At 30.7% G+C, this 24,842-nt stretch carries 21 protein-coding genes and 1 other annotated feature; of the genes, 2 read left to right on the forward strand and 19 right to left on the reverse strand.

All coding sequences use genetic code 11. The annotated features are described in order from the left end of the window. Nucleotides 1–26: 26 nt before the first annotated feature. From ruvX to C661_RS0106990, 10 genes are all read right to left on the reverse strand, one after another. Nucleotides 27–437, reverse strand: a complete 411-nt coding sequence (gene ruvX, locus C661_RS0106945; protein WP_017414597.1) for a Holliday junction resolvase RuvX — start codon at nt 435–437, stop codon at nt 27–29. A gap of 126 nt (nt 438–563) precedes the next feature. After that, nucleotides 564–818 (reverse strand): IreB family regulatory phosphoprotein, encoded by a 255-nt coding sequence (locus tag C661_RS0106950; RefSeq protein WP_017414598.1) that lies wholly within the window; start codon nt 816–818, stop codon nt 564–566. 72 nt (nt 819–890) lie between these two features. Beyond that, entirely contained in the window at nt 891–3,542 is a 2,652-nt protein-coding gene (gene alaS / locus C661_RS0106955; protein WP_017414599.1) for an alanine--tRNA ligase, read from the reverse strand. Nucleotides 3,543–3,620: 78 nt separating this feature from the next. Further along, nucleotides 3,621–3,793: a binding site (T-box leader), on the reverse strand. 294 nt (nt 3,794–4,087) lie between these two features. Further along, a complete protein-coding gene (locus C661_RS0106960; RefSeq protein ID WP_017414600.1) occupies nt 4,088–5,113 on the reverse strand; it encodes an AI-2E family transporter in 1,026 nt (341 codons plus the stop codon). Beyond that, nucleotides 5,100–5,609 carry a PRC-barrel domain-containing protein gene (locus C661_RS21450; protein WP_017414601.1) on the reverse strand — a complete coding sequence of 170 codons (510 nt, stop codon included), beginning with the start codon at nt 5,607–5,609 and terminating at the stop codon, nt 5,100–5,102. The genes C661_RS0106960 and C661_RS21450 overlap by 14 nt, the downstream gene beginning before the upstream one ends. Before the next feature lie 125 nt (nt 5,610–5,734). Beyond that, nucleotides 5,735–6,169 carry a Fe-S cluster assembly scaffold protein NifU gene (gene nifU, locus C661_RS0106970; protein ID WP_017414602.1) on the reverse strand — a complete coding sequence of 145 codons (435 nt, stop codon included), beginning with the start codon at nt 6,167–6,169 and terminating at the stop codon, nt 5,735–5,737. Nucleotides 6,170–6,295: 126 nt separating this feature from the next. Then, nucleotides 6,296–7,369 carry a tRNA 2-thiouridine(34) synthase MnmA gene (gene mnmA, locus C661_RS0106975; protein ID WP_017414603.1) on the reverse strand — a complete coding sequence of 358 codons (1,074 nt, stop codon included), beginning with the start codon at nt 7,367–7,369 and terminating at the stop codon, nt 6,296–6,298. A 10-nt stretch (nt 7,370–7,379) separates the two neighbouring features. Further along, the gene (gene nifU / locus C661_RS0106980; protein ID WP_017414604.1) at nt 7,380–7,805 is read right to left on the reverse strand and encodes a Fe-S cluster assembly scaffold protein NifU; all 426 of its coding nucleotides are present in this window, start codon (nt 7,803–7,805) and stop codon (nt 7,380–7,382) included. Between the two features lies 1 nt (nt 7,806). Then, nucleotides 7,807–8,991, reverse strand: coding sequence for a cysteine desulfurase NifS (gene nifS, locus C661_RS0106985; RefSeq protein WP_017414605.1), 1,185 nt, complete (start codon nt 8,989–8,991; stop codon nt 7,807–7,809). Beyond that, a complete protein-coding gene (locus C661_RS0106990; protein ID WP_017414606.1) occupies nt 8,984–9,424 on the reverse strand; it encodes an RrF2 family transcriptional regulator in 441 nt (146 codons plus the stop codon). The genes nifS and C661_RS0106990 overlap by 8 nt, the downstream gene beginning before the upstream one ends. A 236-nt stretch (nt 9,425–9,660) precedes the next feature. Between C661_RS0106990 and C661_RS0106995 the strand changes: the two genes are divergently transcribed. Beyond that, the gene (locus C661_RS0106995) at nt 9,661–11,010 is read left to right on the forward strand and encodes an aminotransferase class V-fold PLP-dependent enzyme (protein ID WP_017414607.1); all 1,350 of its coding nucleotides are present in this window, start codon (nt 9,661–9,663) and stop codon (nt 11,008–11,010) included. A 31-nt stretch (nt 11,011–11,041) separates the two neighbouring features. Here the strand turns inward: C661_RS0106995 and C661_RS0107000 are convergent, their stop codons facing one another. The 6 genes from C661_RS0107000 to C661_RS0107025 form a co-directional block, all read right to left on the reverse strand. Beyond that, nucleotides 11,042–12,436, reverse strand: a complete 1,395-nt coding sequence (locus C661_RS0107000; RefSeq protein ID WP_017414608.1) for an APC family permease — start codon at nt 12,434–12,436, stop codon at nt 11,042–11,044. 480 nt (nt 12,437–12,916) lie between these two features. Beyond that, a complete protein-coding gene (locus C661_RS0107005; RefSeq protein WP_017414609.1) occupies nt 12,917–14,164 on the reverse strand; it encodes a DUF2705 family protein in 1,248 nt (415 codons plus the stop codon). Between the two features lie 12 nt (nt 14,165–14,176). Beyond that, nucleotides 14,177–15,349 carry a DUF2705 family protein gene (locus C661_RS0107010; protein ID WP_017414610.1) on the reverse strand — a complete coding sequence of 391 codons (1,173 nt, stop codon included), beginning with the start codon at nt 15,347–15,349 and terminating at the stop codon, nt 14,177–14,179. Continuing rightward, entirely contained in the window at nt 15,327–16,265 is a 939-nt protein-coding gene (locus tag C661_RS0107015; protein WP_017414611.1) for an ABC transporter ATP-binding protein, read from the reverse strand. Before C661_RS0107015 ends, C661_RS0107010 begins: the two co-directional genes overlap by 23 nt. A 41-nt stretch (nt 16,266–16,306) precedes the next feature. Continuing rightward, nucleotides 16,307–16,990, reverse strand: coding sequence for an ABC transporter ATP-binding protein (locus C661_RS0107020; protein ID WP_017414612.1), 684 nt, complete (start codon nt 16,988–16,990; stop codon nt 16,307–16,309). A gap of 154 nt (nt 16,991–17,144) precedes the next feature. After that, complete coding sequence (locus C661_RS0107025; protein WP_017414613.1) at nt 17,145–19,676, reverse strand: ABC transporter permease; 2,532 nt, start codon at nt 19,674–19,676, stop codon at nt 17,145–17,147. Nucleotides 19,677–20,368: 692 nt separating this feature from the next. Between C661_RS0107025 and C661_RS0107030 the strand changes: the two genes are divergently transcribed. Beyond that, a complete protein-coding gene (locus C661_RS0107030) occupies nt 20,369–20,941 on the forward strand; it encodes an accessory gene regulator ArgB-like protein (protein ID WP_017414614.1) in 573 nt (190 codons plus the stop codon). 131 nt (nt 20,942–21,072) lie between these two features. Here C661_RS0107030 and C661_RS0107040 read toward each other — a convergent pair whose 3' ends face one another. The 3 genes from C661_RS0107040 to C661_RS21455 form a co-directional block, all read right to left on the reverse strand. Beyond that, nucleotides 21,073–22,323 carry a sensor histidine kinase gene (locus C661_RS0107040; protein ID WP_017414616.1) on the reverse strand — a complete coding sequence of 417 codons (1,251 nt, stop codon included), beginning with the start codon at nt 22,321–22,323 and terminating at the stop codon, nt 21,073–21,075. A gap of 10 nt (nt 22,324–22,333) precedes the next feature. Then, complete coding sequence (locus tag C661_RS0107045) at nt 22,334–23,077, reverse strand: LytR/AlgR family response regulator transcription factor (RefSeq protein WP_017414617.1); 744 nt, start codon at nt 23,075–23,077, stop codon at nt 22,334–22,336. Nucleotides 23,078–23,992: 915 nt separating this feature from the next. Beyond that, complete coding sequence (locus C661_RS21455) at nt 23,993–24,841, reverse strand: hypothetical protein (protein WP_017414618.1); 849 nt, start codon at nt 24,839–24,841, stop codon at nt 23,993–23,995. Nucleotide 24,842: the final 1 nt, after the last annotated feature.

Raw genomic sequence — 24,842 nt, forward strand, 5'->3', positions numbered from 1 at the left:
GCCTCCTAATATGTATTTGTATTTTATTAATATATACTGTCCAAATATCCTTGTAATATATAAGTTGCTGCAATTTTATCCACTATTTTTTTTCTTTTGCTTCGGGACATATCTGCTTCTAACATAGCCTTATGTGCTGCTACTGTAGTAAGCCTTTCATCCCAATACTTAATTGGTACTTCTGTATTTTCTTTTAGCTTATCACAAAACTCCATAACCTTTTCGCCTTGCATTCCTATGGTTCCATTCATATTTTTAGGCATTCCAGAAATTATGGTGTCAACATTATATTCTCTACAAATCTTTAAAACTTCTTCAATATCATATTCTATCTTCTTGCGTTTAATGGTGGTTATTCCTTGTGCTGTAAATCCTAGAGGATCACTTATTGCCACTCCAATAGTTCTATCTCCAACGTCTAATCCAAGTACTCTCATATGCTACTCCTTAGTATATTTAGCACCTCTTTAGAGCTGCCTATTATTTAAAAGTATAACAACTTAACCTTTATAGCCTTAGTATTTGTGAATTACAAATAAAAATGCCCGATGACGGGCATTTTTTTATTTTATTTCTAGATAAGCTTTTAAAACTTCTTCTAATATATCGTCTCTCTCTAGCTTACTAACTAATGCTCTTGCTCCGTTATAGTTGGTTATATAAGTAGGGTCACCAGATATTAAATATCCAACTAATTGATTTACTGGATTATACCCTTTTTCTTTTAAAGCATTATACACGTCAGTTAGTATCATTTTAGTCATATCCTTTTTATCCTTAATTACATCAAACTGAACTGTGTGTTGTTTATCCACCATAATCACCTTCTTATTTTATATGATACAGGTATATCTTAGATATATTATAAAACATTATCTCCAAAAAGTATACTATTTTACCAAAGTTTCTATAATTAGGAGAGCCTTATCCATAGCCTCTTGCAGTTTCTCTGGAAGCTTTCCGCCAGCCTGTGCCATGTCAGGTCTTCCGCCGCCTCCGCCGCCAGCAATTGTTGCAACTTCCTTGATTATCTTACCACAATGCACACCTTTCGATACTGCTTCCTTAGATGCCATAGCTACAAATTGAACTTTACCATTAGAGTTACTTCCAAGAACTACTACTCCATCCCCAAGTCTATCTCTTAATTTATCTCCAAGATTTCTCAGTGCATCTCCCTCAACATCCTTAACTATCCCAACTACAGACTTAACTCCTTTTATTTCTTTAACGCTATTTAGAAGTTCATCCTCTGCACCACTAGTTAATTTTTCTTTAAGGACTTGAATCTCTTTTTCCTTCTCTTTTAAAGTTGTTACTACAGAGGTTAGCTTATTTAGGATATCCTTTTCTCCACATTTTAACACCGAAGAAATTTCCTTTAAGAAGTTATTTTTTTCTTCAAGATACTTAACCGATTTTTCTCCTGTTATAGCTTCTATTCTTCTTATTCCTGCTGCTACTCCTGTCTCACTTAGAATTTTAAACAATCCTATTTCACCAGAATTCTTAACATGAGTTCCTCCGCAAAGCTCTTTGCTATAGTCTCCTACTGAAACTACCCTTACATCTTCCTTATACTTATCATCAAATAATGCCACTGCTCCACTTGCCTTAGCTTCATCTATAGACATAACATTTGTATCTACATTGTAAACCTTCATTATTTCTCTATTTAGTATATTTTCAACTTTTATAACTTCTTCTTCACTAAGTGCTGCAAAATGAGTAAAGTCAAATCTCAATCTTTCATCATCCACATAGGAGCCAGCCTGATTAACATGTTCTCCTAATACTTCCTTTAATGCCTCATGAAGCATATGAGTTGCAGTATGGTTTTTACAAATGTTCTCTCTTTTTCTATTATCTACTTCTAAGGTAACAACTTCATTTTCTTTTAATCTTCCTTCAAGAACTTCAACAAAGTGAAGGGTTTTTCCACTAATATTTTTCTTACAGTTATAAACATTAGCCTTAAAACTAGGAGAATAAATTAATCCACTATCTCCAATTTGTCCTCCCATTTCAGCATAAAATGGTGTATTGTCAGTAACAACAATTCCCTTTTCACCTTTTTCTAAGGAATTTGTAAAGTTATCTTCTTTTATCAAAACTAAAACCTTACCTTCACAGTTTAAAGTTTCATATCCCTTAAATTCAGTTGTAACTTCTAATGGAATTTTATTTAAGACTCCATCGTCACTACCCATGTAGCTAGAATCTCCCCTAGCTGCTCTTGCTGTTTTTCTTTGATTATCCATCTCAGCATTAAAACCGTCTATATCTATAGTTAGACCTTTTTCCTCTACAATTTCTTGTGTAAGTTCTAGAGGGAATCCATAAGTATCATAAAGCTTAAATGCCTTTTCACCACTTAAAGTTTTCTCATTCTTACTTTCTAACTCTTCAATATAACCCTTTAATATGTCCATTCCTGAATCTATAGTTTCTGTAAATCTTTCTTCTTCAAGCTTAATAACCTTCTTAATATAATCTTTCTTTTCTTCTAGCTCTGGATAAGCACCTTTACTGTTTTCTATAACCTTATCACAAAGTTCATGCAAGAAAATATTTTTAATTCCTAGAAGTCTACCATGTCTTGCAGCTCTTCTTAATATTCTTCTTAAAACATAGCCTCTTCCTTCGTTAGATGGTAGAACTCCATCAGAAATTAAGAAAGTAGTACTTCTTACGTGGTCAGTAATTACTCTTATAGAAATATCAGTTTTTCTATCTTTTCCATAAGTTACTTTAGTTATATTACAAACCTCATCTAAAATTGATCTTATAGTATCTACTTCAAAAATACTATTTACATCTTGCATAATGGTTGCAATTCTCTCAAGACCCATCCCTGTATCTATATTTGGATTCTTAAATCTTATATAATTGCCATTTTCATCTTTATCAAACTGAGTAAATACTAAGTTCCAAAACTCAACTACTCTATCTTCTTCTCCAGCTTTAACAAAATCAGCTTCATTTGTTATAGTCCCAAGTTCACTATTTCTATCGTAGTGAATTTCTGAACATGGTCCACATGGTCCAGGTCCTACTCCAACTTCCCAAAAGTTATCTTCTTTTCCAAGCCTAAATATTCTTTTTGGGTCTACATCTGTGGTTCTGCTCCAAATTTCAAAAGCCTCATCATCTTCATGGTAGATAGTTACATAAAGCTTTTCCTTTGGTATTTCAAGTGTTTCCGTAATATATTCCCAAGCCCATGGAATTATCTGTTCCTTAAAGTAATCTCCGAAAGAGAAGTTTCCAAGCATTTCAAAAAAAGTACCATGCCTTGAAGTTTTACCTACATTGTCAATATCACCAGTTCTTATGCATTTTTGACAATTTGTCACTCTTTTGCTAGGTGGTGTTTGAAGCCCTGTAAAATAAGGCTTAAGTGGTGCCATCCCTGCATTAATTAACAATAAACTATTATCATTCTTAGGAACTAGCGGAAAACTCGCCATTCTCAAATGGTCTTTACTTTCAAAAAACTTTAAAAAAGATTCTCTAATTTCATTTAGCGACATGTTCTTCATTATATATCAACCTCCAAATTATTATTCATTTTCATCTAAAATTAATAAATTTATGCACAAAAAAAACCTCTTCCCAACCAAAGGGACGAAGGTTTTCCGCGTTACCACCCTAATTATATCAATGAACCATCGATATCTCTTAATTAAAATATAGCTCCAAAACAGCTTCAATATACTTTCCAAGAAGTTTTCACCAGCCACTTCCTCTCTGAATGTTCCGTACATTTACTCCTTTTTATCATAGCTTAATATTCATTTATTTCTATTTTAAACATTGTTAACTACAAATTAAGTAACATAAACTCTTATATTACACAAAAGTATAGTCCATTTATGACTATTTTATGCTATACCAAGGCTTGTATTAAGCTCTCCACATATCTTTATTCTTAAGCCTGTATATTGTGAATTATAAGTAAAATAATGCTTATTGTCAATATAGAGAAATGAAGTTAACCTTTTCGTTCTAATAATTTTCTCTTAGTTGTCTTAATAGTCTATATATTACTATATTAAGTATTAAAGAGAAGCCTCGGTTTATCTTTCTAGAATAAATAATAATCTAAATCCTCATAAAGAATTTTAACCATAACCCAAAGTGGAACCACTATAATCATTCCAATTATACCACCTAAACTTCCACCTATGAGTAATAAAAGTAATATAGTTAAAGGATGAGAACTTACACTATCTCCCATCATTTTGGGTCCAACTACATTTCCTTCTATTTGCTGAATCAAATTAAGCCAAATTGCTAACCATATAGCCTTTTGAACAGAAGTGAAACTTGCTAATATAACAATAGGTATTGCTCCAATTAAAGGTCCAAAGTAAGGTATAATATTGAACACTGCATTAATCAAAGATAAAGCAAAGGCAAATTTAACTCCTGTGAATATTAGTATAATATATGTAAGAACTCCAACAATACCACATAGTTCAAACTGAGTTATTATATATCTCTCTAAAACCTTGTCAATGTGAACTAATGCTCTTTTTACAACATTCCTACTCTCCATAGGTACATATCTTATTACCCCATTAAGTATTTTTTCATCATCACACAAGAAAAAGTATACTAAAGTTGGAATGATGAATATAAGCAGTATATTCTCTCCAATACTGATAGTTGTATTTATAGTTTCTGTAACGAAGCCTTGAGCACTTTCCTTTACCTTTATATAAATATTATTTAAAGTTTCTCTAACAAACTCATTTTTTGCAAACTCATACTTATCTAAAGAAAATTTACTGAAATAGTTTTTAACTTGGTTAACTGTATTAGCAAAATTTGCACCTTCTTTATATATAGAAGGTATTAATAATATAAAAATTAAAGCTATAGCTAATAAAATTATGCTAATAACTATAATAGCTGATAACTTCTTATTTAATCCTTTACGTAGAAATATTTTGTAAAATGGTCTTAAGCTATATGCAATAATAAAGGAAATTAAAATAACTCCAAATATATCTAAAAAAATAGGAACCTTCCAAATGAGAATCACTACTAAAGCTATAAAAGCAATAGTAAGCAGGATACTTTTATACTTTATCTTAATGTTCTTCATAATTTACCACAACCTTTGAAAGGGATTTATGAGGAGTTACCACAAGTTTAAACTTATCTTCATTTCCAAAAAAGAGTAAATTATCTTCACCTAAAATTAACTCCTTAATAAGAAGTATTTTTCTCTCTCTAAAAATTCCAGCTATAGTGCCACATTTTATTGATATACCTTTTAGTTCGAAGGTTTTTTCACAAAATATAATGTCATTAACCATCCCTAATATATTTGAATGTTTGTCTAAAACATACATATTTCTAAGTTCTGAAAAAGAAATTTGATTTTCCTTAGTAGTTTTGGTTACTAAAATTTTGGTATTATAATAAATAATATCCTCTTTTAATATATTAAAACCTTTGCTTATAAACTTATAAGGATTAACCTTAAAGCCTGTTACTTCTTTTTTATTAAAGTTAATTAAAATATCCTTAACATATCCTAAATTCTTACCATTGATGTCTATTACATCCATATATATAAAATCTCTACTTTTCAACATAATTGTTACCACTCCAAAGCATGTAATTATTATGTTATTATATCCAAATTATTCAAGTATATACTTTTTAAAAAAGGATAGCACTAAAGTTTCATAAAAACTGGAGGGCTATCCTTAAAAATATCTTATAATTCTTCTATTTCATGTTGGTGCGAATTAGTATTTTCGTATTTATCCTTCCACTTATCAAGGCCTATAGTTTCCCTATAATTGTTAATGGCCTTATGAATGGTTTGTTCCGCAAGTACTGAACAATGAATTTTTGCTGCTGGAAGACCATCTAAAGCCTCTATTACAGACTTATTAGTAAGTCCCCAGGCTTCTTCTAAGGTTTTGTTCTTTATTAGCTCTGTTGCAATACTAGAGGATGCTATCGCAGAACCACATCCAAAAGTCATAAACCTTACATCCTTAATAATGTTGTCTTCTACCTTAAGATAAATCTTCATTATATCTCCACAGTTTGCATCTCCTGCTTCCCCTATACCATTTGCATCTGGCAAGGTTCCCACATTTCTTGGGCTATAAAAATGTTCTAACACTTTATCACTATAATCCATTAAATAACATCTCCTAATTAAAAACTTATAGTTAATTTAAGTTAAGACCAAATTCCCCTATAATATTTTTAGGATATTCAGCCATATGCCAAATATCCTAAATATAAACTTCATAGTATGCTGTTGTTATAGAATTTCTTCTATAATTCCGCCACCTACCACTAAATCATCAATATAACATACTACCGATTGTCCTTTAGTTATAGCCCTTTGCTTTTCATCGAATACAACTTTAATTCTATTATCATCCAATTGAGTAACTATAGCTGGAGCTGCTTTTGTAGAATACCTTACTTTTGCAGTTACTCTAAGCTCTCCCTGAATCTTATCAAAAGGTATTAAATTAATATTCTTTGCGATAAGCTCAGTTTTAAAAATATGCTCTTCCTCACCAAGAACTACTTCATTTCTCCAAGGAATAATATCTGTAACAAACATAGGCTTTCCAAGGGCTATACCAAGACCTTTTCTTTGTCCAATAGTATAGTGGATGATTCCCTTATGTTTTCCTAAAATCTTTCCTTGCCTATCCACAAAGTTACCTGGTTTAACTTCTCTTCCGCCATATTTCTCTATATACTTTCCATGATCATTATCCGGAATAAAACATATTTCCTGAGAATCTCTTTTTCTAAACACATCTAAGCCTATTTTCTCAGCTATGGCTCTAATTTCAGGTTTAGAATAAGTTCCACAAGGCATTAAAGTATGGGCAAGATGCTCTTGTGTTAACCCATAAAGCATATAGGTTTGATCTTTTTTATCGTCCTCTGACTTTCTAAGCACATACCTATCTTCTTCTTTAGTAATAGTTGCATAATGACCAGTAGCTATATAATCTGCTCCTAGCTGCTTAGCTTTTCTTAAAAGCTCACTAAATCTAACAGTTCTATTACACATAACACAAGGATTTGGAGTTCTTCCTTGGAAATATTCATCTACAAAGTAATCTATAACATTTTCCTTAAAAGGCTTCTTAAAGTTTAGCACGTAGAAGGGAATATCTAAAACATCTGCTACTCTTCTAGCATCATTTGCAGCAGCTAAAGAGCAACAACCACCTTCTGTTTCCTCATAATCAGGATTATCAGAAAGCTTCATCATGATTCCAATTACTTCATAACCTGCTTCCTTAAGTAAGTATGCAGCTACGGAGCTATCAACTCCTCCACTCATACCAACTATAACTTTTTTTTTCATTAATTATCACCTATTCTCCGTGTACATGATCATGAATATCATCATGCTCTTTAAAGTCCCAAAGGTCTAACCCTTGATTTTTTCTGTAGTCATTTATTGCTTTATGGATAGCTTCCTCTGCAAGAACTGAACAGTGCATTTTCACTGGTGGAAGTCCATCTAAAGCTTCAGCTACTGCTTTGTTTGTTAGAGTCCAGGCTTCATCTACAGTTTTTCCTTTTATAAGTTCTGTAGCCATGCTTGAAGACGCTATAGCTGAACCACAACCAAAAGTTTTAAATTTAGCATCTATAACTACATTGTCTTCTATTTTTAAATAAACTTTCATTATATCTCCACATTTAGCATTTCCAACTTCTCCAACACCGCTGGCATCTTTAATTTCTCCAACATTTCTTGGATTAGTAAAGTGATCCATAACTTTATCGCTATACATATTAATTCTCCCCCTTATTCATATAATCATCATATAATGGTGACATATCTCTTAATCTTTGCACTATTGATGGTACTGTTTTTAAAACATAATCAACTTCTTCTTCTGTTGTTCCATCGCCTAGACTTAATCTTAAAGAACCATGAGCTATCTCATGTGGCAATCCAATTGATAAAAGAACGTGTGAAGGATCTAGTGATCCAGATGTACATGCACTTCCACTAGACGCACAGATTCCCATAGCATCTAACATTAAAAGCACTGATTCTCCCTCAATAAATCTAAAACATACATTCACATTACCAGGAAGCCTATTTTCTCCCTTTGGTCCATTTAGTCTAGTATGAGGTATCTCTAATAGTCCATTCATTAATTTATCTCTAAGGTAAGTTAATGTTTTATTATGTTCTTTCATATTATCAGTAGCAAGTTCTATAGCTTTTCCAAGTCCTACAATACCTGCCACATTTTCTGTTCCAGCTCTTCTATTTTTCTCTTGTCCGCCGCCATGAACTAGGTTGTGAATTTTAATTCCCTTTTTAACGTATAGTGCTCCTACACCTTTAGGTCCATAAAATTTATGTGCTGCTAAAGAAAGTAAATCCATATTCATTTCCTTTACATCTACTGGAATGTGTCCAACTGCTTGAACTGCATCTGTATGGAAGAATATTTTCTTTTCTCTGCAAATCTCACCAATTTCTTTCACTGGCTGAATAGAACCAATTTCATTGTTTGCCATCATTATTGTAACTAAAATAGTATTTTCTTTGATAGCATTTTTTAAATCTTCAAGTCTAATTACACCTTCAGCATCTACATCTAGGTAAGTTACTTCAAAGCCATGCTTTTCTAAGTATTCACAAGCATGTAGCACTGCATGATGTTCTATTTTTGTTGTAATTATATGATTCCCTTTATTTTGGTGAGCAAAAGCAATTCCTTTTATTGCCCAGTTATCAGCTTCTGATCCACCACCAGTAAAGTAAATTTCAGCAGGGTCAGCATTAATAGCTTTAGCAACTCTCATTCTAGCCTTATCTAAAGCTTTTTTTGTTTCTCTAGAAATTGAATATACAGAAGATGGATTACCATAAAACTCTGTAAAATAAGGTATCATCTCTTCTAATACTTCTGGTTTTGTATAGGTTGTAGCTGCATAATCCATATAAATAGGTTTATTCATTTAAATTCACTCCTTTTAACTTGGCGATGTTAAAATAATCGTCTACTATATCTTGTAAAGTAATAGATGTGGTTACACTATCTATACTTTCTTTTATCTTTTTCCAAACAATTCTTGTTGCACAACAATCTATGTTGTTGCAAGAACCATCTTCTATACAATTTGAAATTTCAATTGGTCCTTCTAAAACCTCTAAAACCTCATAAACTGTTATGTCTTTAGGTTCCTTATCTAAAATATATCCTCCACTTGCCCCTCTTACACTTTTAATAAGTCCTGATTTTCTAAGTGATGAGAAAAGCTGTTCTAAGTAATATTCAGATATTTTTTGTCTTTCAGAAATACTTTTTATGGATACTGGCTCTTTGCCATAGTTAATGGCTAAATCAACCATTGCCTTAACGCCATAACGTCCTTTAGTTGATAATTTCATATATATCATTCCTTAAGTTTCATTAATGGTTTTTAATGTTGACTGTTTTACTACACTTTCATATTAGCAAATCAGAGTAAAGTTGTCAACAATTCTATTTTACTTTTTTATTATGAGGAAGTAAAGGGAAATTTATACTCCTTCTTGTCTAATTTTAGGGTTAATAATCTTTGTTGTGCCAATAGTTAAAGTTATTAATATTATGTAATAGAAGAACTTTTAGGGAGGTTACAAAAATGAGTAACTTTATAGATGGTACCTTATATAGAGATCTAATCATGGGCATAAATAATAAGGTTCAATTAGCAGATGAAAACTTGATTACTGGTATAAACTTTGATAATGCTGCTACCACTCCACCTCTAAAGTGTGTAGTTGAAGATATAATAAAATTCTGCCCCTGGTACTCATCAATTCATAGGGGAGAAGGCTATAAATCCCAATTATCCACTTCCATGTATGAAGAAAGTAGAAAAATTATTGGAAGATTCGTAGGTTATGATGAAAATAATATGGAAGTAATTTATGTGAAAAATGCCACTGAAGCAATAAATAAATTAGCTAACATTTTATCTTGTGGAAAAAGAAGCAATGCTGTTGTTTTAAGCACCTCCATGGAGCACCATTCAAATGATTTGCCTTGGAGATATAACTATAACCTGGATTATGTTGATGTGGATGATATAGGGAGACTTGACATAACAGATTTAAAAAACAAGTTGGAAAAGTATAATGGTTCAGTAGCTTTAGTTACTGTAACTGGTGCTTCAAATGTAACAGGTCACAAAAATCCTATATATGAGATTGCTAAGCTTGCCCACAAATATGGTGCAAAAATTTTAGTGGATGGAGCACAGTTAGTTCCTCATGCCCACTTTGATATGAAACCCTTCTACAATGAAGATCATATTGACTTTGTTGCTTTTTCTGGCCACAAAATGTATGCCCCCTTTGGAACTGGGGTCTTAATAGGTTCTAAAGAAGTGTTTAATCAGTGCGGACCCGACTATGTCGGTGGTGGAACAATATCCTTTGTATCCCATGACTTAGTAAAATGGGCAGCTTCTCCAGATAGACATGAAGCTGGTTCTCCTAACGTAATTGGTTCTGTCGCTCTAAGCTGTGCTGCAGAAAAATTAAAAGAACTAGGTATGGATAATATAGATAGATATGAAAGAGCCTTAACTAAATATGCTACAGAAAATCTTATAAGAATACCTTCTGTAATTCTTTATGGCGATTATATGAACTTCAGAGATAAAGTAAGTATTATTCCTTTTAATATAGAAGGGATTCACCATACTATTCTAGCTAAAATTTTATCTTACGAATTTGGAATTGCAGTTCGAAGTGGATGCTTCTGTGCACAACCCTACATGCAAAATCTCCTTCATGCCACTCCTGAAATGATTAAAGAAAATATAAATGCTCCTAAAGAAAAAATGCCTGGTACAGTACGAATTAGCTTTGGAATGTATAACACCTTTTACGAAATAGATCGTTTCCTCAATGTTATTTACAAAATAGCAATTAATAAGAATTACTATTTAAATAAATATAATTTTTTTAACTATAAATTAGTATAAAAATACCCGATGCAATTGCATCGGGTATTTTTTATAAATCTATTCCTGCTGATTCTCTTAATTTATCTACTGATTTATCAGTTTTATTTTTTTGAAGCATCATATACACATAAACAGGTATTCCTACTAACATTAGTATAAATCCGTACATAACTGTTTCTGCTCCAGTTCCGTAGATTGCATAAATAGAATATCCAAATCCAAGGATTGAGAAGAAAGAATTCTTTAAAAAGCTAGGAAAATTAAAGTTCTTATCTCCTTTAAATAGTAGCACTATTTCTGCTGCTGCACAGAAAGTGTATGCTGGAAGGAAAGAAAGTGTAGCAAGTAATATCATAAAATCAAAAGCCTTTTGTAAAGTACTTACATAGTTAAGTACAAGTAATAGGTTCATACAAATACTTCCTATGATTAACGCTGCCGTAGGCGTACTGTACTTAGGACTAATTTTCTTAAATATTTCCGGGAATAATCCATCCTCTGCTGCACCAACTGCACTTCTAGCAGTAGTTAAAAACCATCCTGAGGTTGCTCCTAGAGTAGATATTAATGCACCAAAGGCAATGAAGTTTCCTCCCCAATTTGCTCCAGTAGCACTATTTATAATATCTGCAAGTGGTGCTTCTGACTTAGCTAGTGTAGCTTGATCCATAGCTCCCATAGCCACAAAGCTCATAAAAATATAAATTGCTGATACAATCAAAATCCCGTATACAGTACTCTTTTTAATATTTTTCTCAGGATTCTTAATTTCTCCTCCAGCTACTGTAGCACTTTCAAGTCCTACAAAGGCCCAAAGAGCTATTGCTATAGCAGAAGGTAACGTATTCATTCCAACTAATTCTTCACTAGATACTGTGCTTAAATAGCTTGGGTCAAAGTTTATTGCTGCAATTACTATGAAAACAACAAGTACCCCAACTTTTAATACAGTAGAAATAACCCCAATTTTACCCACATATTTAACTCCATAAATATTTATAGCAGTGAAAAGCCACACTACTGTGGTACAAACTAAAAATGCAATACCTGGTGATTTAGCTGCTGGTACAAAATATGTAAAATAGCTCATAAAAGCAGTTATAATTGCGCAGTTTCCAACCCAAGATCCAATCCAAAATGACCAACCTATTAAAAATCCTGCAAAATCCCCAAAAGCAGCTCTAGTATAAACAATAGGTCCCCCAGTTTTAGGCATTTTAGATCCAAGATTTGCAAAGCTAAGTGCAATTAATAAAGATCCTAAAGCAGTTATTATCCATGCTATCATAGATACTTTTGGATTTGTTACCCTTGCAAAGCTTGCTGGTGACATAAAAATACCAGAACCAATGATGTTTCCAACTACAATTGCTGTAGCAGCCCCAAGCCCAAGCTCCCTTTTTAATTTCCCCTCATTATTTAAGGGTTCTAAATTTTTACTCATGATTATCCTCCTTAGAAGTCAAACTAAAACTTGTCCTAAAATTCACAAAAATCGTAAACGTATTCTATAACACTATACGTATTTTACGACCTTGTTAATACATTAACTAAGTTTAATACATAATGAGTAATAATTCAACATTTTCTAACAATTATTTTAAAATTTTATAGATAAATTATTTATATAAATAAAATTAAAATTAAACACGCTTACTTTTTGTGAATTTTATGTTGAATTTATTAAGAAAATAAAAAAAAAGACCAAGGCACACATCACCTTAATCTTTTAGTAACAATTCCATATTGCCTTTTATTTTAACTATAATAAGCATTATTAACTATTAAACTAAAGTCCTAATCTTAAAAAGAAACCTTATTTTTTTACTAATTAATGGTTCTTATGTCCTCAATAATGCTAGAGGTCATTATTCTCCTCATAGGTTGTTTTTAACAGAACCATAAAAATCCTATATTTCGAAAATTAGAGTACATCTCTTTTTGTGAAAATCATGTGAGCTACACCATAACAAACTACTATCCATGCAAAACATACTAATACAAATAAGGAAGTTGTAACTATAGGGTTTAATAGCATTTCCGAAGACTTCCCTGTTGAAAGTGCAAACAAATCGTAGTAAGTTCCAAAAAAGTAGGGCATTACTTTTTCAAGTAAGGTGGTTCTTGTCCCTTGATTTGGTGAAAACACAACGTTGAATCCTGCTAACCAATTTGCTATGAAAAATAGCATTCCAACCCCTACCGTTGGTACATTTGACTTAAATATTGTTGAAATCAATAAGCAAAATGCAGCACAAGCCGTAATTATTAGTATTTGTAAGAGAAGCAGTTGAAGAATCATTTCCCAAGCTGGTACTACAGTACTGCTCCCTATCACTGGCGAAATTCCTCGCCTTCCTTCATTTATTAGTGCATAGTCTATGCAATACTTAGTGCCTTTAACAAATGGAGTATTATGATTACCAAAGGTAAAAAATATCCCGAAGAATAAAAATGCTAATCCTTGTACAGCAAGAACTACCCCATTACTAGCTATTGTAATTGCAATAAACTTTGATAACAAAACCTTTGCTCTTGATACTGGCTTAGTTAAAAGCACTTTGATTGTAGATGCTTCTTGTTCCCCAGAAACTATATCTAATATTAAAATTGATATAATTAGTAATAAAAACACTCTTTGATTGTAATATAAAATTGATGGAAGGTTATAAAAAGCACTGGCTGCAGGTTTGCTCGTATATTTTACATCCTTCTCTAATAAAAACTTCTTATAAATAAGTTCCTTGTTTATATCTTCTATAACATTTTTATCTCCTTCACTTTCTGCAAAGCCCTTCTTCTTTTCCACAAGGGCAATATCTTTTTTCAAAATACTTCTCCAGTCACTTCCTACTTTCTCAAATTCTAATAATAAATCTTTTTGTTCTCCTAAAATCTCTAACTGTCTGTTTAAACTTTCTACTACAGCTTCATTTTTTTCATTACTACTTTTCTTATCAATTAGCTTAGCTTTATCCCTTCTACTGCTTGTGAATGCTATTTGATGTTTTATACTTTTTACCTCTGGATATAGTGGAAATTTATCATCTTTTAAACCACTCCATGAAACACTTGAAAAAAGTGCTGTGGCAATAACCATAATAGTAAGCACTATAAAAAATCGCTTCTTACTAACCATCTTTTTCAGCTCATTTATTACTAATCCACCCATACTATCCCCTCCTTAAGTTAATACATCTTCTTTAGTAAAGATTTTATAGGAAGCTGTAAAGCAAGAAACTGCCCAAATAGCTAACACAATTAAACCTAAGGAAATTGATATATTACTTCCTCCAAGATTTCTATTTAAGGCTCCTGTTAGAATTTCTAAGGTGCTGCTATAGGATATGAATATCAAAGGATAAATCTCCTTCATGAAAGGGAAAGGCATAAAGAATATAAGTAGTGATATTATTGCAACCGTGATTGTGCCAATACCTAAAGAGGTTACTGTAGTTTTAAATATAGTGGATAACAGCAAGGCAAAAGCTACAGAGCATATGATAAAGGCTATTTGTACTATAAAGGTTATACCTATAACCTTCCAAGCTTCTATAAGGTAGGTACTTCCAAGTACTGCACCAACTTCTTCATTTACCATAGCGTACTTTGTTCCAATTAACATAGGCGAATTATAACTTCTAAAGTTTGTGGAAAAACCTAAAACTAAAAAGGTAATTAACTCTATTAAGGTTAAGGTTGTTATAATGATTAAAATTGAACTTATAAACTTAGAACAAATTATTTTCCCTCTTGATACGGGCTTTGCTAGCAGCATTTTAATAGTTGAGGCATCATATTCTCCAGAAACTAAATCACTGGCTGCAAAAACAATTAATATAGGGATTAGTATAATACTTACTTTGCTGATGACTTTTGAAATATCTTCAAAAGCGCTTACTTCATAATCTCTTTTAGGAGTTAAATCACTACTAGAAAAATAATTATAGTACTGAAGTTTGCCTGTAGCTTCTTCTTCTAAAATTGTATTTTTTTCAGCTTCTGCATACTTCTTTTGATTTTCTAGGATAGCAATTTTTCCTTTAATGTATTCCTCCTTATCCTTAAACATATTAGAAATTTCTTTTTGATAAACTTCATTTTGTCTTTCTAGATTCTCTATATTTTTTAATAATTCATTTTTGTCCCCTTGAAAGTTGTCATATCTTATACTTTCATTTAGAACTGCTATGGTTTTATTATTAGAATCCATAAGGTTTTCTGGTCTTTTTTCATTAGCCTCATGATAAACTGAAAATCCTCCATAAACAAACACTAAGATTAAAGATAGTAGGAAGATTAAAAACTTCTTGCCTCGAAGGAACTTAAGAACTTCATTTTCTACCAAGGCCCACATCTTCCTTACCTCCTTCAACCATCTTCATAAATCTTTCCTCTAAATTATCATGAGTTTTTTGTATTCCCTCTATATAAATCTTTTTTTCTAAAATTTTTTCCATTATATTTGCAAGACTATCCTTATCTACAGTAAGGAGTATATCTCTGTCTCTTTCTTCTATTTCATGAACAAAAGGAAGTTTTGTAAGTTCTTTTTTACATTTATCTCTTTCATGGGTTACTATGGAGATTCTATCTAAAGTATCTTCCTTTGTAAGATTGCTTAGCTCCTCCACAGCACTTATGGTTCCACTTTGAACAAAGGCTACTCTATCACAAATTTGCTCTATTTCAGCCAAAATATGAGAAGAAATAAACACTGCTGTATTATTTTCACGAGCTAATTTTCTAACTATATTTCTAAATTCATAAATTCCCACTGGGTCTAGTCCATTAGTTGGTTCATCTAAAATGAGAAGCTTAGGGCTACAAAGAAGTGCTTGGCCTAAACCTAGACGCTGTTTCATTCCCAGGGAATATTTTTTTACTTTATCATCAATTCTTTCCTTTAAACCTATTGTGTCTATAACTTCTTCTATTTTTTCCTTAGACACCTTTCCATACATTCTAGCAAAAACCTTAAGGTTCTCCCTTCCTGTTAAATCCTTATATAAGTCTGGGTTCTCAACAATAGCTCCTACTTGTCTAAGAGCTTTTACTAAATCCTTTTGAATATCATGTCCCATAATTGTAATGCTTCCACTATCAGGCTTTATTAGCCCTACAAGCATTCTTATGGTAGTGGTCTTACCAGCTCCATTAGCTCCTAAAAACCCAAATATCTCCCCTTCTTTAACCTCAAAGGTAACCCCTTTAATAATCTTTCTTCCCCCTAAACTCTTATGGATATCTTTCACTTCTAATACAGTACCCATGTTATCCCCCTTTACAATTAAACATCTTTAATAATATTTCTTTATGCTTTAGTCCTCTTGTCATCCACAATTATGCCGTCAGCTATGGTTATAACTCTATCTGCACGAGCTGCAATATTAGGATCATGGGTTATCATAACCAAGGTTTGATTATATTTTTTTATGGACATAGTAAGCAAATCTAAAACCTCATTACTATTTTTGCTGTCTAAGTTTCCTGTAGGCTCGTCTGCAAATATGATTGAAGGCTTATTAGCAAGAGCTCTTGCAATAGAGGTTCTTTGCTGTTGCCCTCCTGAAATTTCTCCTGGTAAATGAGTTTTCCTATTTTTAATATCTAAGGTTTCCATGATTTCATTTATATAAGCTTCATCAACTTTTTTACCATCCATTAATAGTGGTAGTTTAATATTTTCCTCTACAGATAATATTGGAATTAGGTTGAAAAATTGAAATATAAATCCTATATTTCTTCTTCTAAATCTGGATAATTCTTTTTCCCCCATGGAATAAATATCTGTATCATTTATAAAAACTTGTCCAGCAGAAGGCTTATCAAGACCTGCTAAAAGATGTAGTAAGGTACTTTTCCCTGAACCACTAGGACCTACTATTGCTGTAAATTCTCCTTTTTCAATAGATATATCTGTTGGTTTAAGTGCCTTAACTTCCGTTTCCTTAATTCCATAGGTTTTTGTTAGTCGTTTTGTTCTTAATAATTCCATAAAATCTCCCCCTAATTATTTCTCCACGAAGATTGTTTTATTAAAGATATTTTATTGGCTTCAAAGATGAAAATTTACTCTATTCATCTTTGAAGCCTAAAAATATTTGTACTCATGTATAAACAAAATATTCATTTTTTTAAATAAACTACTTTTATTCTATTCCTCTTATGGAGTCAATAACACTAGATGTAAAAAGCTTTCTTGAAGGCAAGATGGCTGCTATAACTGTAATAAAAGTAGTAATAACAAATACTACTGCTACCTCTAAGGTAGGAAAACTCCATGCCATATCTGCTTTTATTACTCCTCTTCCTTTAATATAAATTACATAGGTTAAAAACATTCCTAAGGTTATTCCTACTATACTAGCTGCAATGCCATAAAACATTCCTTCATGTTTTATCATAGCTCTAACCTCATCACTACCAAAGCCTAAGGCTCTCATCATTCCTATTTCTTTATTCCTGATTATTACATTCATGTACATTATATTTATCAAGTTGATTACACTTACTATTGCCACAATAAAAACAAAACTATATAGTGTCATAGATAGCTTAATATTATTCTCTTTAGTCGTTTTAAGTTCTTCTTTAAAAGATTTTATTGTTAAATCTCTAGAAAGCTTCATGGTATCTCTTATTTCTTTTTCTACCTGTTCATAGTTTGCATTCCTGCTTAAGACAATATTTGCTTGCTGGTAATTATCAATGTTTAAATTGTTTTTCATTACATCTTCGCTTACTACAAACATAAGACTTGCACTGGCATCAAATGGTTTTATCACATCTTCTTTAACCACAGCCCCTACTTCAAATACTTCCTTTGAGTCTCTAACATGATTTCCTTTTTCATCATAAATTGGATAACTTATTTTGATTCGGTCCCCAACTTTAATATTAGTATAATCTCTATAATTTAAATCTTGAGCCACTATAGCTAACTGCTTTTCCTTCATCTGGTTTATATCTATATTTCCTTCTATTAATCCTGGTTTTAATTTTTCAAGCTCCTGAGGAGTGTACCCTAAAGTAGTGGTTTGAAAGAAATATTGTTTTTTATTAAACAACTCTTTTAAATAAGGGGTTCTATTACTGCTTGCCGCTACAAATTTTAAACCTTTGCTAGTAACACTTTCTGCTGGAACATCTACAGTTGAAAAAACACTTCTCTCAGTTGAAATTCTCTCGATTCCTTCAATTTTAGAAAGCTTATCTATATCTTTTTCAGTTAAGCCATAATCTTTTGAACTGCCAGAAGATAATAATACAAAGTCACCAGGAAAACCTTTTTTAAAGCTAGCAATAGGATCAGCAGAACCTATCAAATAATTTACACAGCTTAACATGATTATAGTTATAGATAGAGAAGCTACTGTAGTTATAAACCTTTTCTTATTTCTATTTATGTTCATGTATGCCATATTGGCTGGAAATTTAAATCTTTTTCTTAATATTCCATTGCCTTCAAGTGAACTTTTAATTTTTCTTCCCTTTAAATTTAGATTGTTGTTAGAACTTATAGCTTCCATAGGAGAAATTCTTGATGCCTTTACAGCTGGGAAATACACTCCTATAATAATTGATAAAAATCCAACTACTAAGGCCGCAGTTATACCGGCCTTAGGGATATGAAATAACCCATTTAAATCCCTCGATGCTGAAGAAAGCATCATAACAGTTCTAACTGCTAGGCTTCCTAAAAATATTCCTATTGGAATAAATATCATACCTAAGGTTATGCCTTCTCCTAGTACAATGGCTTTAATTCTAAGTGGTGAAGCTCCAATAGCTCTTAGCATTCCAAATTCTTTTGTTCTTTCAGTTATGGATATATTAAACACATTGAAAATGATAATACTTGCTACAACTCCAATGATAATAAACAACACCTTAAAAATTAATTCAAAGACTTTCCCATATTGTATAGTGGAAGTTTTAACACTATTTTCATTAAAGAATATTTTAGAATAATTATTTGTTGCTGCTAGCTGCATTGCAGTATCTGTCACAGAACTTATAGGATTTATCATTATATAACCTTCATATTCTAGATTCTCATTCTTTAAAACTCCATTAAGAAATTTCTTAGTTATATAAGCATTTGCTGTATTTTTATTACTCAACTGGTTAGCCGTATACTTAAAAGTTCCAACTAGAACAAAATTACTTTCTATCTCCTCTTGAAGCCTCTCTCCATCCAAAGTTCTATATTCTACAGTATGTGGAAGCTTCATGGTATCTCCTATTTTAAATTTTTGAGGAAATGCATCTAATACCCACTGCTCTAAAGCAATTTCATTTCCTTTTTCAGGATATCTTCCCTCTGTTAGATTAAAATTTAAAAATTCTGTAATGTTTTCATCATAGGCTTTAATATCCATAGTAACTTTAGAATTCGGAATTCTATACTCACCAAGTTTAGCAACTATAGACATTTTCTCAACTGCTGAATCAGTCTTTAACTCCTCAAATCTCTCATAATCTCTTGTAAAAAATGAAATATCATAGATGCCTCCTGCATCGTCAACCATCCTTTCATAGGATGTTTTGTTAACAGATTCTTGTATTATACTTAAAGAAACTATTAATGCTACTGACAGCACTATACCAATACCCATAAATACAATCCGCTTCTTATTCTTAATAATGTATCGTGGAATTATCCCCCAAAAACTCCTCATAATATCCCCCCAGTTTAATTTTTATTCAGTTTTCCATGGTATTAGATTACTAAAAATATTGATTGAAAAGTGAAATGATTTATATAAGATCTGTTGCTAAAATTTTTATATGTATCTTAACCTTAAATTAATATGAAAAGAGTATATTAATGCAGCCTACAACCTGTATACTGTATTAATATACTATCTTATTTTACATAAATTTTCAGTAAATTTTCAGAATTTTACAAACAGTTAATACTTTTTGCAAAATTTGGCCCTAATAAAGGTTGCAAAAATCTTACCTTTATTAAACTTATGACTTATAACTAATTGTAGTTCCCATAAATACTAGGGTTTCAGTTACAATAACTCTGAAAATAGGTATCAACTTTATAAACTTGTTCTGTTAAAAAAATATTCATTTTTTTGCCTACATTTTTTAAAATCCTATCCATTGCTAGGTCAACTTAAGTTACGGTTTGATAATCCGAGCATGCCTAACTATTTCTATTCTTTTCATTTTAGCTTTAATTATGTTCATTGGAATTTGTGTAAAACTAAAAATGTGAACAACAATAATTGTAATATTAAAGAGAATATTGAATTTATAATTCCTTTCATGTCTATTTTCTTCCCTTTCATATCTATAGTGTTTACTTATAAATTTAAATGTGATATTTATTATATTAGTGTGGATAGGGGAGATCAATGTGATAAATAGACTAGCATGTACTTTAACAAATTATATAAGAAGTAATAGTGACTTTACAAATTCAGATGACTTAGAAAAAATTAACTATGCTATTGAAACTATTTTAAACGAAGCTTTCAAGATTATAATTCTATTGACTTTGTTTTCGATTTTAGGAAAGTTAAGATACTTTAATTTCTCAATGATTATTTTACTTTCCATTAGAATTTTCTCTGGAGGACTTCATTCAAAAACTTTTCTTGGCTGCCTATTGTGGACAACCTTACTTTTTATTGCTACATCCATTGTTGCACCAATCATACCAAAGATAAGTATAGGTATTTATTATTTGATAAGCTTGTTTAATCTATCAGTTATAATAACAAAATCACCCTACCCGAATCCTTATAGACCAATAAAATCAAAAAAAAGAAGGCAAGTTCTTAAAGTACTCGCCGTCTTCTTTGCAATATTTTGGACAATTGTATTATTGTTTTTTACAAACGATATATGTTATTTAAACTGTGGTATTTTTACTATTTTACTACAATCACTTCAATTATTATATGTTAAGAAAGGTGTTTTTATATGAAATTTTTTAAGTTTTTAAAACCTTCTAAATCACTAATTAATATGTTTAGTGTTTGTTTAATTGCACTAGCAGGAGTTATATCCACCTCAACGAGTCTTGGACTCATTGGTGAAGTTAAACCTCCCAAAAGTTTACTGGATAAATAACTTAAATACCGTCTTATTATCTTCTAAAGATAGTTGAACCCTTCCTCCATTTCCTTCAACTATCTTTTTCACATTGTAAAGTCCAAGCCCCCTTCCAACCTTGCCTTTAGTTGTAAAGCCTCTTTTGAATATATTATTTATATCTTCAGCCTTAATAATACCGCTATTACTAACTTCTAAAATATTCATATTTTCTTCAAAATAAGTTTTTACTGTTAAACATTTTTCACCTGGATACTTTTCTAACGCCTCAAAACCGTTGTCAATTATATTTGTTAAAATTTCAACTACTTCATAATCCCTTAAGGATGTTTCAAGCAATGAATTTTGTATAATGTATGTAAATTTAATATTTATTTTGCTAGCTTCGTGAAGCTTACTGTATACTATAGCACTAAGTATCGAGTTGTCTATATATATCATGTTTTCTAGACTTTGCATAGAATTACTTAAGTTGTTAATGTAATTTTTAACATTGTAAGAATTCTCATTTCTAATATTTAATTCTACAAGCCCCCTTATTATATTTAAGTGATTCTTAAAATCATGCTGTCTTTCTCTTATTTCCTCTGTGATACTTCTCAAAACCTCTCCATATTTAGCTTTAACTGCTGTTTCTCTTCTTTCATGTTCCACTCTTACAATATAAAAATACATTATAGTATTTATAACAAACATTGTTGAAAGAATTAAAACAAAACTTATCCAGTTTTTTAAGATTATATCACTATCATAGTCCCATAAAACTTTAGTCACTAAAATATACCCAAGTAAATTAGTAATGAAATAAGTTATTATTTTTTTATCTATTTTAATTATTAGTTTTCTATTGAATACTGGTACATACCTGCAAATGGTGAAAGATAAAAATATAATTGACATATTAATACCTAGACTAGTGTTAAAATTATCCATATCTATTACAATAAAAATTCCAAATAGTGATATAACAACAATTTGAAAAACTATAAGTATAAGTAAAATAAACAAAAACTCTAGCAAAGCCTGAACAATAGTTCTATGATAAATGTAACTTACTAATAATATAAGCGCCAAATAGCTTAAAATTGTATTGGCATAAAAATTAAATTGAGTTACAGCATTTATCAACGAAGTGATAATTAGTATTAGCAAATTCTTAGATAAACTTATCTTTTTTGATGTAAGATTACTCCATAAAATCATTATTGAAATTACCTCTGTGAACGTTATTATAAAACTCTCAATAACACCCATAAATACCCCACTAATACACAAAATTATTGTATTTCTCTTTAAATATTTTAAAAACCTGATCCTTAAAATTATAGCTTATCAAAGCCTTTTTATCATATCCTTGAAAGCCTATCTCCCAGGATTTAGAGCCTACTTTTTCTATTTTTTTTATTTCTTTTGTATTTACAATAAAAGACTTATGACACTGGATAATATAATCGCAATTGATCTTTTCTAAAATTTCCTTTAATCTCATGCCTGATATCTTAAAAGCTCCATTCTTAGTATGAATTGTGCAAGTTTTAATCCTTATTTCTATGAAGAAAATTTCCTCAATATAAATTTTCATTGATAATCTTTGCTCTATGTCAAAAACTACATACTTTTTATTTATTTTCTTAATGTCTTTTCTATTTCTAATAAACTTATTAGTGAGTTCAATTATTTTTTCTTTATTATAAGGTTTCTCAATATAATCGTAGCAGTGAAGTTGCTTGAAGGCATCAATCATATACCCCATATGAGTTGTGATGAATATAATCCATGATAATTCGTATTTACAATCTTTTCTAAGTTCCTTGGCTAAAGTTATTCCAGAAGAATTCTTCAAGTGAATATCTATGTAGAAAAGGTCTATTAAAACTTTCCCCCCTATTATCAATGCTCCTTCTTTATCTTCAGCTTCATATATCTTTAAATCCCTACTTATTTCTTGCAAAATTCTTTTTAGATTTTCCCTTTGAAGCTTATCATCCTCTACTATTAAAATATTCATGTTAGTTACCCCTCTTAATGTCCGTCAGTTCTATATTTTATATTCGCCGCAAAAAAGAAATATCCTTTTATCATACAATGCAAGAATGTTGCTAATTATTTAATAAAATCTTAATATAACTTGCTGTGCTAGTAAATGAACTAGAATTATTTGCTAGTAGAAAAGTCTAGCTTGTCATGTTACTCTAATCATTGAAAAACGCCAGTTCAACAATATAGATGGAAACATGGATTCTAGATAGCAATAAATAATCTTAACAACTTTATTGTTTTCCATTTTATTATAATTGGTTACATTTACCAAAAGGTAACTCCAGCATATATTTAATATTGATAGTGCTATCTTATCAGATATTAAGATTATTACTATTTCATTAGTTGATGAGTTGCTTACTATTGATTCCGAAAAAACATGGCTTGGATTTTTTACTAAGAATTTTAATAATTTATTTCCTAAATTTTGCTCAATAATTAGATTCTACAGAGCTAGAAATCTTTATTTAAAGTTGTTGAAGAAAATTAAACTAATAAATACATTATGCTACCAATATGAAAACTTAAAAATTATTGATAAGATGCCAATACCTGTATGCAAATTTGGAAGCTCTCACTTCTATAATCTTTTAAACCAGAGGTTTCTTATGAATGATGTCTATTTAATAAAAAAACATGTTATAGATGTAAGCTACATGCAATAATAGCCTTAGGCGGCTTCATTAGTAGAATAGCTACTAAAATCTTCACTCATAATCTATGTTTTTTTTATTAATGGGATTCTCAATACCGAAATGAATATAACTGAAATGAATCAATTGCCCTTTAGATAAAAATACTATTCTCCCGACAGATTAATATAATATAAATCAAAGGTAGCTATTCTCATTTTCTAAAATAGCTACCTTTGATTTATTAAGCTTTATTTATTTGTGTTTACTTTATCTATTTTCTGATACTTAGAATTATCCTTTTTAAATACACTTGCATCTATACCCTTATCTATATTTATTTTTTTTGTGGTCAGGTAATACTTTATGTTGCCATTTTCATCATAGCTTTTAAAATCAAGTAAAATACCAGTACTCTTTTCAACCACCATTTCAAATTTCCCTTGAAGACTTTCTGATAAAGTCTTATCAATAACACCTGTTAACTTATAGCAATCTAAATCTAAAAGTTTTGTTTCTTCAAACTCCCAATCCTTATATCTTGCTAATAAAGTAGACCACTCTGTTAATAAGCTTTGTGAACTATACCCTAAAAATTCACTATCAAGTCTCTTAAGATTTCCAGATGATTGTCCTGAAACTCTCTGACTTGTACTCAATTTCGTTGTTTTTTCATCTCTAGAAACTGGCTTCCACTCAAATTCTCTATAAGTGTTATTATTATCATCAAAATTTAACTTTTTATTATTAGCAAATATAACAGTTCTTTCTTTTGAATTATTTTCAGATATTGATGACATTCCCATTTGATTTTCCACGTCAATTGCATATTTTACAATATTTTTATTATCCGTGCTTCCTATAGCCTCTTCATACTCTCCTTCACAATTTTTGAAATAGTCAATAGAATTTAGCATTTTACCATGAATTGTTTCCTTTTCAGGATGTTTCAAATTTGTTTCTGCCTGTTCCTTACGAGATTCTAATGAGCTATTCTCTAAAATATTATCCTCTTTATTTATTAATATAATCTTATAAAATAATAATACTCCTAATAAACAAGTTATTCCTATTGATATTATTAACTTTTTGATATTCAAT

The sequence above is a fragment of the Clostridium tunisiense TJ genome (assembly GCF_000300195.1).
In the GTDB taxonomy this organism is placed as follows: domain Bacteria; phylum Bacillota; class Clostridia; order Clostridiales; family Clostridiaceae; genus Clostridium_J; species Clostridium_J tunisiense.

Bases quoted from the DNA above. Each gene is read 5' to 3' on its own strand.
- ruvX (WP_017414597.1), bottom strand. From the start codon at position 437: ATGAGAGTACTTGGATTAGACGTTGGAGATAGAACTATTGGAGTGGCA.
- C661_RS0106950 (WP_017414598.1), bottom strand. From the start codon at position 818: ATGGTGGATAAACAACACACAGTTCAGTTTGATGTAATTAAGGATAAA.
- alaS (WP_017414599.1), bottom strand. From the start codon at position 3,542: ATGAAGAACATGTCGCTAAATGAAATTAGAGAATCTTTTTTAAAGTTT.
- C661_RS0106960 (WP_017414600.1), bottom strand. From the start codon at position 5,113: ATGAAGAACATTAAGATAAAGTATAAAAGTATCCTGCTTACTATTGCT.
- C661_RS21450 (WP_017414601.1), bottom strand. From the start codon at position 5,609: ATGTTGAAAAGTAGAGATTTTATATATATGGATGTAATAGACATCAAT.
- nifU (WP_017414602.1), bottom strand. From the start codon at position 6,169: ATGGATTATAGTGATAAAGTGTTAGAACATTTTTATAGCCCAAGAAAT.
- mnmA (WP_017414603.1), bottom strand. From the start codon at position 7,369: ATGAAAAAAAAAGTTATAGTTGGTATGAGTGGAGGAGTTGATAGCTCC.
- nifU (WP_017414604.1), bottom strand. From the start codon at position 7,805: ATGTATAGCGATAAAGTTATGGATCACTTTACTAATCCAAGAAATGTT.
- nifS (WP_017414605.1), bottom strand. From the start codon at position 8,991: ATGAATAAACCTATTTATATGGATTATGCAGCTACAACCTATACAAAA.
- C661_RS0106990 (WP_017414606.1), bottom strand. From the start codon at position 9,424: ATGAAATTATCAACTAAAGGACGTTATGGCGTTAAGGCAATGGTTGAT.
- C661_RS0106995 (WP_017414607.1), top strand. From the start codon at position 9,661: ATGAGTAACTTTATAGATGGTACCTTATATAGAGATCTAATCATGGGC.
- C661_RS0107000 (WP_017414608.1), bottom strand. From the start codon at position 12,436: ATGAGTAAAAATTTAGAACCCTTAAATAATGAGGGGAAATTAAAAAGG.
- C661_RS0107005 (WP_017414609.1), bottom strand. From the start codon at position 14,164: ATGGGTGGATTAGTAATAAATGAGCTGAAAAAGATGGTTAGTAAGAAG.
- C661_RS0107010 (WP_017414610.1), bottom strand. From the start codon at position 15,349: ATGTGGGCCTTGGTAGAAAATGAAGTTCTTAAGTTCCTTCGAGGCAAG.
- C661_RS0107015 (WP_017414611.1), bottom strand. From the start codon at position 16,265: ATGGGTACTGTATTAGAAGTGAAAGATATCCATAAGAGTTTAGGGGGA.
- C661_RS0107020 (WP_017414612.1), bottom strand. From the start codon at position 16,990: ATGGAATTATTAAGAACAAAACGACTAACAAAAACCTATGGAATTAAG.
- C661_RS0107025 (WP_017414613.1), bottom strand. From the start codon at position 19,676: ATGAGGAGTTTTTGGGGGATAATTCCACGATACATTATTAAGAATAAG.
- C661_RS0107040 (WP_017414616.1), bottom strand. From the start codon at position 22,323: ATGGGTGTTATTGAGAGTTTTATAATAACGTTCACAGAGGTAATTTCA.
- C661_RS0107045 (WP_017414617.1), bottom strand. From the start codon at position 23,077: ATGAATATTTTAATAGTAGAGGATGATAAGCTTCAAAGGGAAAATCTA.